Genomic DNA, 13,424 nt, shown 5'->3' with positions numbered 1-13,424 from the left:
ATTTAAAAATTTAAAGAATGAAAAAGTATCTTATTTTGATACTGGTTTGTTTGCTGTCGCTCGGAAGTTTCGCGCAGGAAAAACCGGTAAAGATCGTCTTTGATGTGACCAGCAACGATGCGAAGGTCCACCAGTCGGCGGTAAGACATGTGAAATCGATGGCTGAGGCTTATCCCAATTCGCAATTTGAACTGGTAGTCTACAGCAGCGGACTCGATATGCTTCTAAATGACAAATCCTCGGTGGCGAGTGATATACGCAATATGGCCGAAAAGGATAATATTTCGGTGGTCGTGTGCCAACAAAGCCTGAAAAAGCATGATCTTACTGAAGCAGCTTTGATTCCCGGGGTTAAAACAGTCCCCGACGGAATTCTCGAAATCGCGAATAAGCAACAGCAGGGGTGGAGTTATATTAAAGAAAATTGACAATTGAAAATGGACAATGGATAATTGATTCGATAATTTGAAAATTTGGAAATTTGAAGATGGGATTCAGGGAACAATGAGCAATTATCAATAACCAGGCTTTGAGGTAAAGAAGTGAAAGAGGGAAAGAGATAAAGAGGTAAAGGTCCCTGTATCATGGCTCCCGTTTCCTATTTCAATATTGAAGATTAAAAATTCATTGTTCATTATTCGTCCTTCGTAACTCGTACTTCTAATTTCCATCCAGGCTTTTCTTCATCTTAGCATTTCCCAGGCGGAATTTAGTTTTTAATTTCTGCCGGCTACTTTTTTCGCTGTTCTTGTCCTGGATGATCTGGATATAGAATTTTGAACCGGCCTCATCGAAAGAGGTCTTTTCGGGTAATTCAAGTCCGCTGATGCTTTTCAGGTTATGCCAGGGCAGGGAGAGCCAGATATTCACATATTCGCCAATTCGTAACTCACCCTGCACAAAAACCTGCAGGGCACTGGACTGGATCTGGGTTCTGGGAATGATGATCTTGCCGTCTTTTACTTTAAAAGTCTGTTTTATGGGCCTGAATTCAAGATGTTCAAAGCGTTCATTTTTCATAAGCGGCGTATTTTCAGTAACGGGTTTGAAGTTGTAGAGCGCAAGCTCCTCCAGGTCCAGTTGCAGCGTTCCATTCAGGGAATTCATGTCCAGACTTCCGTCGTTGTTCATAACTCCGCTGGCATCGAGAACAAAATTCAGAGTACCATCAATTTTATCGGCTTTGCGTAACTCCTCACTGCCAAAATAATTAAGATCTTTTACCAGTTTTTGGAGGTCAATATCTTCCGCATTCATATTTACAGTTACCGGCAGATCATTGGTCGTTTGTACCCCCGCTTCCAGCGAGAGGTCTATGCGACCACCAAGATACTGCAGTTGGGTATCTTCGATCTTAAACTCCCCGTTGTTCTTATAACCTATTTGCGATCCGAAATTGGAAACAGCGATATTGCCAAATATCAGCGAATCGATCTCCACGTTCACCGAAGGGTAATAAGAGGTGTGGATATTATCAAGGACCTCTTTCAGGTTCTCTAATTTGAAATCTTTAGTGGTCGTGGTATCCCTCTTCTTATTCGAAGATTTCAGGAATGTTTTAATGTCTTTATTATTAAGGTACGCCGATTTTATCGTAAAGTATGAAATATGGGAATCGGCTGCCTGGTCGTTATTGATGAAACTTGAAAAATTATTGATCGCGCCTGTAATATCCAGCGAACTCTTTCCCGGCAGATCAATATCCAGGCGGTCGAGATTGGCGAGGTCATTTTTGATCTTTAAGTGAAGGCTGTCCACCGGCACCAGCAGGTCTGCCGCTTTGATATCGACGATCGAGCGCCCAAGCATGAGTTCGCCCTCGAAATCGGAATTTAATATGTTCAGGTCTTTAGCTTCCCCCTGGTAACTAGCGGTAAATTCGAAATCACCCGATTGGAAGACGAAGTTCACCGTTCTTAAAAAGTCATTCAAATCTCTGTTCTTTCCCTTCATTTCTGCGGAAAAATCAAAATCAAAAGGATTTTCTCCTATAGTCTCGTCGGTGTTTATTGCAGTAAGCGTCCCGTTGATCCTGGCTTTGGAATCGCCATATTCAAAATCGAGATCATCCAGTTTCAGTACATTATCGTTTTCGAAATAAACGCTGCCACCGATGTTTTTGGTGATAAGATCCCGAAATTTCAGCGAATCTACGGCAAGACTGAATTTGGGATGGAATTTATAAATGTCGTTGAAAACCGAGTTTAGATCGGCTTCTTTTTCTTCTTTTACTTTCTGTTGAGGCTTATCGTTATCAATGGCATCGATGGTTTCCATCCATTCATCCATATCAACATAAGCCGCATCTAATTTTATACTTAGGCTACCGTTGCTTTTTATGTCATCAACCAGAAATCCCGGAAAGTCCTTGATCTCGCCGGTCAGGGAAAACGGATGATGGCCACCGACTTCAATCTCGAACCTGTCAATATTGACGTTTGAATGATTCACGGCAACCTTCAGTGAATCAAATTCTATCAATGATTGCGCATTCGAATAATAAAACTGGGCATCGGTAAGCCGTAGATCCCCTTCAATATTGTTCAGAACCTCTTCCAGCTTTTGAATATTCCCGGCTATTTTTCCGCTGAATACATATTCGCCGGCATTGATATTCATCAAAGAGATCTTAAAGAGATCCTGAAAGATGCTAATGGGCCCAGATGACCTCGTTTCGAAATAAAGATAAACAGGCTCCTTATTTTCCCGGTCCTGTTCCGGAACACGAAGCGTACCATCCAGCTGAGTAACCGCTTCCTTATACCTGAAATTGAAATGATCAAAAAGCAAAGTTTCCGGATTGCTTAACCGCATCTCAGCAGCAATATCCTTAAAAGTAAGTCCGTTATATTCCAGGCTATTCAAATCCAGTTTGATCTGCGGTCGGAATTTGGTATAGACCGCCTTAAAAATCTCATGTAAGGTTGTGAGATTGCTGGTTTTCTTTTCGTTTTTCGGAACAGAGGCAGTTGCGGCAGCGATAAGCTCGTTGAGGTTCAGGTCTTGCGAATCCAGTTTCAACGAAGCCTGGGCCGGATCTTCAGGATCATTTGAGAGCAGGGAAGCGACATTGGTAAGCGTTCCGGAAAGTTCCAGGTCGTGGCCATCCGGAAGGTTCACCTTTAAGCTATTCAGAATGGATATCTCTTTGTTGAGGCTGAGATCGGCTATTTCCAGAGGAAGCTGAAGCTGATTTCTTTTCAGGATCACCCTGGTATTCCTTAAAGTGAACCTTCCCGTTGCCGAATTTAAAAGGTTTTCCGATTCAGAAATATCGCCGTTTATATTGGCCGCAAAATTGAAATTACCACCCTCAAAACTGAAATTATTGTTCTGCATCACTTCGGCCAGCGTCTCATTGGGGCCGTACATTTTTAGGTGGGCATTCACAAAATTTGAGGCGGTATCTGACGACTGAAAATAAGATTCCCGGGCCGAAATTTTAATGTCTTTCAAATCGGCAGCAAAATCATCGAACATGATTTTAATATCCTTTTTTGAAGCTTGGTGCCTGGGCTTATTTTCTCCTTTGTTGAGGTCATTGGTCAGGTATCCATCAAATTTTACGTGGTCTAACCAGGTGCTGTCATTTATGGCCATTCTGTTGGCCTGGGTTGAAAAGGTACCATGAATAAAGGGAACAGCGCCATACAGGAATTTTCCTTTTAGCCTCAGGCTGGTAGTAATTGGTTCGGAAATTTGGTAGGTTGAAATCTTTTCAGAGAGCTGTTGTGGCAGGATCTTTTTGATCGCGCGGAAATCGGTTTCGGGATTCTCAAAAGAAAGCTGGTAGGTAGTATGGCCGCTGAAGTCGAAATCGGCATTTGCCTTAAATTTCTGGTCGTCGACCTTCAGGATAAACTCTGAAAGAACCAGGCTGTTGTTTTTTTTGTCCAGGACAAATTTAGGATCTCCACTAACCACAGCCCCGTTGATATAAGCTCCTTTTTTGGTATTGAAACCGAGATCATTCACCAGAACTTTAAAATTTAACCTTCCGTAAGATCTGTTTTCGTTAGAGAAGATAGTGCCTTCCACTTCCTGAGCTTCCAGGTTAAAATACTTATTGAGAACTGTATCTTTTGAAATGAATTTTATATCGTGCAAGCTGAATTCGGTTTTTTCAGGATGCAGCCAGGGAGGCAGTTGTATTCCAACCTGCGGATCTTCCTGCGATTTCTTTTTAAGCTGAATATATTGTTCCGGTGTTTTGGTGGTTTTTACTTCGGAAAATATTTCGGCTTTCTGAATTAGGATTTTCTTAAACTGAATATCGCCTTTCAGCAAATCCTGCGCACCAATGCTTACCCAGGCCCTGTCGATAGAAATCGAAGAACTTTTATCAAGGATGGTATCGAAATCTATTTGTCGAACATCGTTGATGGTAAAGCCAATATTTGGAAATCCGCTTAAGAAATTTGCATCCACTCTTCCTATTTCCAGGCTGCCGTTATGGTTGGTTTTATACCATTCCTGGAGTCCGTCGATAATCAGGTTCCTGTTAGCCCAGCCAATTACAAAAAGAGCCAATGGCACCAGGAAAAGTATGCCCACCGCAATGCTTATGCGCTTCAGCCATTTATGAGTAGTTTTTTTATTTTTGGGAGCAGCTGATTTCACGCGGTAATATATTTAAATAATGTGGAAATTTATCAATTTGAAAATGTACTAATGTATCAATTTGAGAATTTGGAAATTTGAAAATTTGGGGATGGCTTTGGCTTAATCAATTCAAGCTTCAAAAATTCGTACTTTATTTTTCGTAATTCGTACTTCCGGAGCGTCATTGCGATGCGCTTTAGGCGCAGAAGCAATCTCTTGTTGGATAGTTGTATTGTTTGATTGTTGGAGATTAGATGATGAGAAAATGAGAAAATGCACCAATGTGTAAATTAATCATTTTGAAGATTTGTCAATTTGGAAATTTGGGAATGGTTTTTTGTTTTAGGCTCTAAGCTCTTCCATGTTCCAAACTCTCAAAAATTTACTTAATTCGTATTTATAACTTCATAATTCGAGTGAGGTTAAAAAAGTCATAAATTAGAAATCAGATTCTTTTTTTTGCGTAAATTCATATTGTCATTCAGGGTGCTACATTAAGTTGGGCTGAGAATAAACCTGTTGATTATCTGGATAATCCCAGATTTAGAGTATGACATCAAAGGGAACGGTTAATGTGAAATATTCATTTTTGTTCCCTTTGTTTTTATATAGCTTTAAGTCTTAAGCAATAAGCCTTTGATCATTCAATGTACAGGATTCAGGATTCTAAATTCTTACTTCCCACTACCTACTGCGAAAACCAACTTTCAAATTCGATGCCCCGTTCTTATCAGAAATACAAATTAGGTTAGATAAGAAGTAATGGGCGGAGTTATTTACAATGCCAATAATCTAAAGCCGACTGCCGTATGGACAGACTTAAAGATCTTCCGGGAATCAAAACAGAGTAATACCTATAAAAAAATCCCCGCGGAAAACTGCGGGGATTTCTCTTTCGTTCAGTCCTTAATTATCTGGCTTTTCGGTTCATCCGGTCTTTGGCCAGATTATTCAGTTTTTCATCGGCTATTTTTTCTTCATTCAAAGTTTCCGCCAGTTTATCGGCGATATCATCGTAGCCTAATTCTTCAGCGAATTGCACCAGGGTACCGTAACCGGCAATTTCGTAATGCTCAACACGCTGCGCCTCGGCGATAAGTCCGGCATCCTTAACATCGGGATCGGTATCCTTTTCAATAAATTCTTCCCCCTCGCGAATGATACCACTCATGGCCTTACATTCTTCGCCTTTGGGATCGATATCCAGCTCTTTGCACACTTCACGCAAGCGTTCAATATGATTACGGGTTTCCTTAAGGTGATCTTCAAAGGCTTTTCTAAGGTCGCCATTATGCGCCGAAGAAGCCATTTTAGGGATTGCGTTGACTAACTGGCCTTCCGCATTGTATAGATCTTTTAACTGATGTTCGAATAAATCTTCTAAATTTCTCATCACGACATTTTTTAAATTCAACTTCAATTTCCTTTTCAATATAAGATACAGGAAGGGGAATCGCCGTTAAATGAAAAATAAACTAATTATAAGATTGTTTAAAAAAAGCGGAATTTATGGCCACCAATGTTAAAGGAAAATTTTCATGGTACTTTGGCAGGAAAGGTCAAATTCCTGTAAAGCAGCTATTAAAAATAGATTTTTAAATCTTTCAGGGACAGCTCTTCTACTGAAACTCTTTTAGAACCAAAACGGGAAGTTTCGGATCAAAATCTATATCGTCAAGCCTTGTTTTATGAAAAAGCCTGGAAAAGAAACCCTGTTTTCGCTGATAAAGGGCGAGAATTTCGCTTTCGCGGCTTTGGAGAAATAGATGAACCCCTACGGTCGGGGAGGTTTGAGTTAAGGTGTGAAAGCTGAAATTGATATCTTCTAAAAGTCTGGCCAGATCGGCTTTATTCTCTTCCTGTTCGGAAGTCAGAGGTTTATCCTCACTGTTTATATAAAGAACCCTAACTGAAGCCTTTAGATTATTAGCCAGTTCCAGAAGTGCTTCCAGTTCTTTTTGCTTAAAAGGTATTCTGAAATTTGAAGGAAACACGATCTCGGTCCCTGAAGAGGCGTTTAGGTCTTTTTCTTCGGGAATAATAAAAACAGGGCATTGCTCGACCTCTTCGGTGATACTGGAGATCTTGCTGTCATAAGACGCACTGATGCGAGACGATTCGCCGGCAGCGCCTAGAATTACGAGATCGATACCCAATTTTTCTATTTGTTCCTGTATGCCTTCTATTAAATTTCCCTGGTAAGAAATGGTTTCAAAGCTATGCCTCGCATTTTCCTGTCTGAAACTTAAGCCCTTCATGATCCTGTCAAGACCCTTTTCAGAAATTTCCCTGGCCGAATCCTGAGATTCCTCATTTCGGTTCAGCGGAAGACTTTCTCCCAGAAATCCAGGTGAAGAATATACGTTCAGCAGGTAAAAAGTGCAGGGATGTTTATGGTAAAGCTGCATGGCAACGATCAAAGCGTGCCATACGTGTTTTGAAAAATTCGTGGGAATCAGGATCTTTTTTTCCATAATTTTAGGAGATTTTCGACCTAAAGATACTAAAGACAGACTTTAATTTGGGTATAAGATTTTCCTGTTTTTTTATTGCTTATTTTTTATAAAAAAGAATCTCATTTTTTCACCTTTTAATGAAAAACATTTTGTATCTTTAATCATGTCATTACAGGGTGCTATATTAAGTTGAGCTGAGAACAAACCTGCAGATCATTTGGATAATACCAGATGAGATAATGACAATCAAAGGGAACAGAAGATGTGAAATATTCATTTTTGGTTCCCTTTGTCCTTTTATAGTCTGACCTGAAAATTTGAGGGCTCCCTGATCCCCCCCCAAACCCGCCTGTTTTAAATAATTTTGTTTGATGTATATTTTAGCTGGGAAGCATATAAATCTACAAATGAGTCAATTAGATTTTTTATTGCGTTAAACACTTCTTAATTCTTCCTTTATATTTGGAATATATAAGTGTAGGGATTGGCAGATTATTGCCAATGTTTAGGTTAAACCTAACCAGTAAAAAGGAGGAAATCAGGTAGGCTTTCCTCCTTTTTTAACCAAAAAACTATGGATCTATTAATTATATATTCTGTTATAGGCTTGCTGCTATGGGCTGCTTTTCTCTTTTTGGGAATAAAAATGTGCCTCAGTAACCGCACTATTTCAGAAATTCTCTTTTTCATCTTCAAGGGAGAGAAAAGATCCGGTAATCGCTATCTTTAATAAGCCCAGCTTTCTTAAATTTTTTAACATCTGTTTTTGATTCGTTAAAGTGCTTATAACTATCAATTATGGAGTTTATTATGGTTACCTTAAAGAAAAAGTAACCTATGAGCGATTTGCAGCTGACTATACTTGCCATTGCCTGCCTTATCACAGCTGCCGCCGTAATAATCTTCTTCTACAGGTTTACCCAAAAGTGAGTTATTCCTGCTCGGATCTTCAACATTATATAAAAGGTTAATACCATCAAATTGAACATCGCAGCCCTGAAATTACTAACAAGTAACATGAATTACGAGCTGCCACCCCAGGATCTCAGGATAAGAAAAAGCAGAATTCCCGCTATTCCTAAAAGCAGAATTAAGATCACCCAGGTACAGCAAAATGTTCTAAGTCCGGTTTAATTCAGGAACCTGCTTCTGCCAGTGCTTCCAGCTTTTCTATGGCCATGCGAACCTCATTTTTTTGGGAGAGCAGCATTTCCCTGATTTCACCCCTGTTAATATGGCTTAGCAGCTCCTCATAGAATAAAAGGGCCTTTCCTTCCCGGTGCTGGCTCCATTCCAGCAAGGATTTTCCCGAAATATCTTTGGCTAAAGGCCAGCTGCCGTGCCTGCTTTCATCCTTCAACGGATCATCGGTATTTGATTCGTGAAGATCCAGCTTCTCCATTTCGGCATTTATAGTTTGATTAAAACGGCCCTTCAGCACTTCCTGATCAAGAAAAAAATCCTTTAGATCACCTTCCGAAAGGTTTTCGGAAACACGGGCGTAATCCCGCTGATCTACCGCGTTGGCGAATTTTAACCTGGAAAGAAGTGTCTCAACATCGTCTAAATTCATGAGCTTTTTTTTCAATTTTTTAAAGGTAAGCACTTAAAGATCCTTCCTCAGTTAATTGGATTCTAAAAAATGTTGGGCTTATGCTAAAAAACAAAGCATCCTTTTTTCCGGCCTTTTCCCTGTTTTTTCTGAGATAATGATTTTATCATAATGATCCTCAGTATTTTAATAAAATTTCAACAAAGCTTTACTAGTGATTTAACTAATAAGAATCCTGATCATTTTTACTTTTAAAAAACCCAAAAAATCAACTGTTATGAAAAATTTGAAAGATTTATTCGAAACCCAATTAAAAGATCTTTACAGCGTAGAATCCCAGTTAGTGGAAGCGCTGCCAAAAATGGTCAAAAAATCACACCATCCGGGACTGCAAAAAGCTTTTGAAGAGCATTTGCAGGAAACCCAGAAACATAAGGAAAAGCTGGAGAAGATCTGTAGTGAACTTGGAATAAAACCCGAAGGAAAAGAATCCCTGGCAATGAAAGCCATGATTGCAGAAGCCGAACAATTTGTTGAAAAAGCGGCTAATGATAATGTTCGGGATGCCGGGATCATTGCTCATGCCCAGCATGTGGAACATTATGAGATCTCAGGTTATGGTGCGCTTATTGAATATGCCAAAGATCTGGGCCATGATGCCATAGCCGACAGATTGTTACGAACCCTTGACCAGGAACGCTCGGCAGACGATGAACTGAAGCAACTGGCGAAAAGCAGGATCAATCAGGAAGCTCAATAAAAGTTTTCCCTATTTCAGAATCTTTATTTTTATACTGAAATTATTGAAAAAGCCTGTCTGATATTTTTGGGCAGGCTTTTTTATTGCTGGATTTTTTATTTTCATGAAAAAAATTTAGGAAAATTCTCAATTTAATGGTGATTAAGTTTCGTTAAATACCTGTTTCCCTAATCTATTTCAAAAATAAATTTTCTCAAAGACCTGTACTTCCTTCAAAAAAAGCCTTAAAAAAGACTTGAAAATAGATTCTTTGAAATTTTACAGGGCTTCTTTTGAAGATACTGTAATTGCGTAAAATTTCCTATAAATGGCTGTTTTTAAATGCTTCAAAAAGGCTTAGTTTTATCAATTAATTTTAAAAAAGGCATCTGTTTTAGTATGGAAAACAAACGGCATTTTGTAATAGATTTCGACAGCACATTTACCCAGGTGGAAGCTCTGGATGTTCTGGGAGAAATTTCTCTGGCCAACAATCCGAAAAAAGAACAAAAACTACAGCAACTAAAAGATCTTACCGATCGCGGGATGACCGGAACACTGCCGTTTCGCGATTCGCTTCAGCAAAGGCTGGATATTTTGGAAGCCCACAAAAATGATCTTCCAGAACTTGTGGAAAGACTGAAAAAAAGAGTTTCAGTTTCCTTTGTGCGCAACGAGGTATTTTTTGAGGAATATAAAGACAGGATCTATATTATTTCCAATGGGTTTAAAGAATTTATTGTTCCCATCGTTAGTGAATTCGGAGTAAAAAAGGAAAATGTCTTTGCCAATACCTTTGAATTTGATGAAGACGGAAATATTGTGGGTTTCGATCATGATAATGTGTTGTCTTCAAATAATGGCAAAGTAGAACAGCTTAAAAGCCTGGAACTTAAAGGCGATGTTTACGTGATTGGGGACGGATATACCGATTATGAGATAAAAGCAGCCGGACTTGCCAATAAATTTTATGCCTTTACCGAGAATGTGGAACGCGACAACATCCTCGAAAAGGCCGATCATATCACACCCAGTTTAGACGAATTCCTATATCTTCATAAAATGAACAAAGCGATTTCTTATCCTAAAAACCGAATTAAAGTATTACTGCTCGAAAATGTACATTCTGATGCAGTTAACATCATGAAAAATGAAGGTTACAATGTGACCACCATTTCCGGCGCCCTTGATGAAGACGAGTTGTGTGAGAAAATAAAAGATGTTTCGGTGATTGGGATCCGTTCCAAAACCCAACTTACCGCAAAGGTTTTGGAAAATGCCAACCGCCTTATCGCGGTGGGCGCTTTTTGTATTGGTACCAACCAGATCGACCTGGAAGCCTGTTTGAAAAAAGGAGTCGCCGTATTTAACGCGCCATTCAGCAACACACGTTCGGTAGTGGAACTCGCTATTGGAGAAATTATTCTGCTGATGAGAAACCTGCCCGATCGCATCGCTGAAATGCATAAGGGGGAGTGGAACAAATCATCTAAAGGAAGTTATGAGGTGAGGGGCAAGAAACTGGGGATTGTGGGCTATGGAAATATTGGCGCACAACTTTCCGTAGTTGCCGAAGCCATCGGATTTGATGTCTATTATTATGATCTTGTGGAAAAACTTGCTTTAGGGAATGCGACCAAATGCAATAGCTTACAGGAACTTTTTGAAACTGTTGATATCGTTACCCTGCATGTGGATGGACGTCCTTCCAATAAAAATATGATTGGGGACAGGGAATTCAGCTGGATGAAAAAAGGCTCCATTTTTCTCAATCTCGCCCGTGGACAGGTAGTTGACGTGGAAGCGCTTAAAAAACATATGGAAGCCGGTAGGATCACCGGGGCAGGAGTAGATGTTTTTCCGAAGGAACCAAAAACGAACCAGGAAGAGTTTGAATCTCCCCTGCGAGGCTTGCCAAATTTAATTCTAACGCCGCATATTGGCGGAAGCACCGAGGAAGCCCAGGAAAATATTGGAAATTTCGTACCCGGAAAGATCATCAATTATATCAATACCGGGGGAACCACAAACAGTGTGAATTTCCCTAATTTACAGCTGCCAACGCTGGAGAACGCGCACAGGCTGATCCATATTCACCTTAACAAGCCCGGCATTATCGCCCATATCAACAGGATACTTGCGGCACATGATATCAATATCGTGGGGCAGTATCTTAAAACCAATGAAACTATTGGATATGTGATCACCGATATCGACAAAGCCTACGACAATGAGGTGATCAGTGACCTGAAAGGGATTGAAGGAACGATAAAATTCAGGGTGCTATATTAGTCATTAGTCTTTTGACTTTAGACTCTGAAAAAATTATAAACCGGCCAAAAACTTAAATTATGAAAATACCAGCCGAATTCCAGATAAAGGAGTTATTGCATCAGCAAACCTATCTTTCTAATGGTGAGCTTATCAAATGGGAAGGAAAAACCGATGAGGTTTTTTCCACGATCTCTTCTTCTGAAGATTATAAACCTACCAAACTGGGAACGGTTCCGCACATGGATAAGGAAACCGCGCTGGAAGTCCTGAAGTCCGCCTGTGATGCCTATGCCAAAGGTCAGGGCGACTGGCCAACCATGAAAGTAGCCGACAGGATTGCGTGTATGGAAGCTTTTGTTTCTAAAATGAAGGAACAACGGGAGCTGGTCGTGAAATATATCATGTGGGAAATTGGCAAATCTTTACCCGATTCCCGCAAGGAATTTGACCGAACGGTTGAATATATAATCGATACCATTGAAGATTACAAGCAATTGGATCACGACAGCGCGAAATTTCATAAAAAGGAAGGGGTTTATGCCCATATTCGCCGTGGACCACTTGGAGTGGTGTTGTGTCTTGGCCCATACAACTATCCGCTGAATGAAACTTTTGCTTTGCTGATACCGGCGCTGATGATGGGAAATACCGTGGTTTTTAAACCCGCCAAACACGGGGTTCTTTTACTGTCTCCCTTGCTGGAGGCTTTCCGAAGTTCTTTTCCAAAAGGAGTGGTGAATGTGATCTACGGAAGAGGTAGAGAGGTGGCCGCACCAATTATGCAAACCGGCAGGATAGATGTGCTGGCACTTATTGGAAACAGTAAATCGGCGATAGCATTACAGGATCAGCATCCCTATAAAAACAGATTGCGTCTTGTTCTCGGCCTGGAGGCTAAGAATCCGGGGATCATTTTACCCGATGCCGACCTTGATCTCACTGTAGAGGAATGTATCTCGGGAACCCTTTCTTTCAATGGCCAGCGATGTACGGCGCTAAAAATGCTATATGTACATGATGATATCAGGGAAGAATTTTTGAAGCGTTTTGCCAAACGCGTAGATGAATTAAAATTCGGAAATCCCTGGGAAGACGGAGTAATGCTTACTCCGCTTCCCGAACCCGGAAAACCTGCCTATATCCAAGAACTTATAGATGACGCTAAATTTAAAGGTGCCCAGATCATTAATGAACGGGGAGGAGAAACTACCGATAATTATATTTTTCCCGCTGTTCTGTTCCCGGTTACCGATGATATGCGGGTTTATGAGGAAGAACAGTTTGGTCCGGTAATTCCTGTAAAGCCTTTTAATTCTATTGAAGACCTGCTCGATGAAATTGCCGATTCAAATTATGGTCAGCAGGTAAGCCTTTTCGGAAACGATATCAAAGAACTTGCTCCACTTATCGATACGCTGGTGAACCTGGTTTGTAGGGTAAACCTTAACAGCTCCTGTCAGCGGGGTCCCGATGTTTTTCCTTTTACCGGAAGGAAAGATTCTGCCGTGGGAACTTTAAGCGTACATGACGCGCTTCGTTCTTTCTCGATTCGGACTTTTGTGGCAAGCAAGGATAAAGCCTATAATAATGAGATCCTTCGGAAACTTCTCGATAGCAAAAGCTCCAATTTTGTGAGTACTGATTATATTCTTTAGGAGTGAAGGAGTGAAGCAGTGAACGAGTTAAAGAGGTAAGGGGATTATTTTTTCGCCGTCATTGCGATCCTTCGCCTAAGGCGGAAGAGAAGCAATCTTTGGTTGGTTAAAGAGTGACGCAGTAAAGGAGTGACGCAGGGAAGAAG

The 13,424-nt window shown here is 40.5% G+C and carries 8 protein-coding genes; 4 read left to right on the top strand and 4 right to left on the bottom strand.

Annotated features, from left to right (window positions below; translation table 11 throughout):
• The first annotated feature begins 17 nt into the window (after positions 1–17).
• The gene (locus tag C7S20_RS18280) at positions 18–428 is read left to right on the top strand and encodes a DsrE family protein (protein ID WP_107013805.1); all 411 of its coding nucleotides are present in this window, start codon (positions 18–20) and stop codon (positions 426–428) included.
• 232 nt (positions 429–660) lie between these two features.
• Here C7S20_RS18280 and C7S20_RS18275 read toward each other — a convergent pair whose 3' ends face one another.
• The 4 genes from C7S20_RS18275 to C7S20_RS18260 form a co-directional block, all read right to left on the bottom strand.
• On the bottom strand, positions 661–4,620 hold the full coding sequence (locus C7S20_RS18275) for an AsmA-like C-terminal region-containing protein (protein ID WP_107013804.1): 3,960 nt from the start codon (positions 4,618–4,620) through the stop codon (positions 661–663).
• 892 nt (positions 4,621–5,512) lie between these two features.
• Positions 5,513–5,995 (bottom strand): YciE/YciF ferroxidase family protein, encoded by a 483-nt coding sequence (locus C7S20_RS18270; protein ID WP_107014324.1) that lies wholly within the window; start codon positions 5,993–5,995, stop codon positions 5,513–5,515.
• A gap of 226 nt (positions 5,996–6,221) precedes the next feature.
• Positions 6,222–7,076 carry a universal stress protein gene (locus tag C7S20_RS18265; protein WP_107013803.1) on the bottom strand — a complete coding sequence of 285 codons (855 nt, stop codon included), beginning with the start codon at positions 7,074–7,076 and terminating at the stop codon, positions 6,222–6,224.
• Between the two features lie 1,117 nt (positions 7,077–8,193).
• Positions 8,194–8,631, bottom strand: a complete 438-nt coding sequence (locus tag C7S20_RS18260) for a hypothetical protein (protein ID WP_159039978.1) — start codon at positions 8,629–8,631, stop codon at positions 8,194–8,196.
• A gap of 256 nt (positions 8,632–8,887) precedes the next feature.
• On the opposite strand from C7S20_RS18260, the gene C7S20_RS18255 reads away from it, so the two are divergent.
• From C7S20_RS18255 to C7S20_RS18245, 3 genes are all read left to right on the top strand, one after another.
• Complete coding sequence (locus C7S20_RS18255) at positions 8,888–9,370, top strand: YciE/YciF ferroxidase family protein (RefSeq protein ID WP_107013801.1); 483 nt, start codon at positions 8,888–8,890, stop codon at positions 9,368–9,370.
• A gap of 378 nt (positions 9,371–9,748) precedes the next feature.
• A complete protein-coding gene (serA, locus tag C7S20_RS18250; RefSeq protein ID WP_107014323.1) occupies positions 9,749–11,641 on the top strand; it encodes a phosphoglycerate dehydrogenase in 1,893 nt (630 codons plus the stop codon).
• A 59-nt stretch (positions 11,642–11,700) separates the two neighbouring features.
• Positions 11,701–13,278, top strand: coding sequence for an NADP-dependent glyceraldehyde-3-phosphate dehydrogenase (locus C7S20_RS18245; protein WP_107013800.1), 1,578 nt, complete (start codon positions 11,701–11,703; stop codon positions 13,276–13,278).
• The last annotated feature ends 146 nt before the right edge of the window (positions 13,279–13,424 follow it).

This window comes from Christiangramia fulva, assembly GCF_003024155.1.
Taxonomy (GTDB): Bacteria; Bacteroidota; Bacteroidia; order Flavobacteriales; family Flavobacteriaceae; genus Christiangramia; species Christiangramia fulva.
The sequence above is the reverse complement of the archived record's forward strand: the minus strand, read 5'-3'. Positions and strand labels throughout refer to the sequence as shown.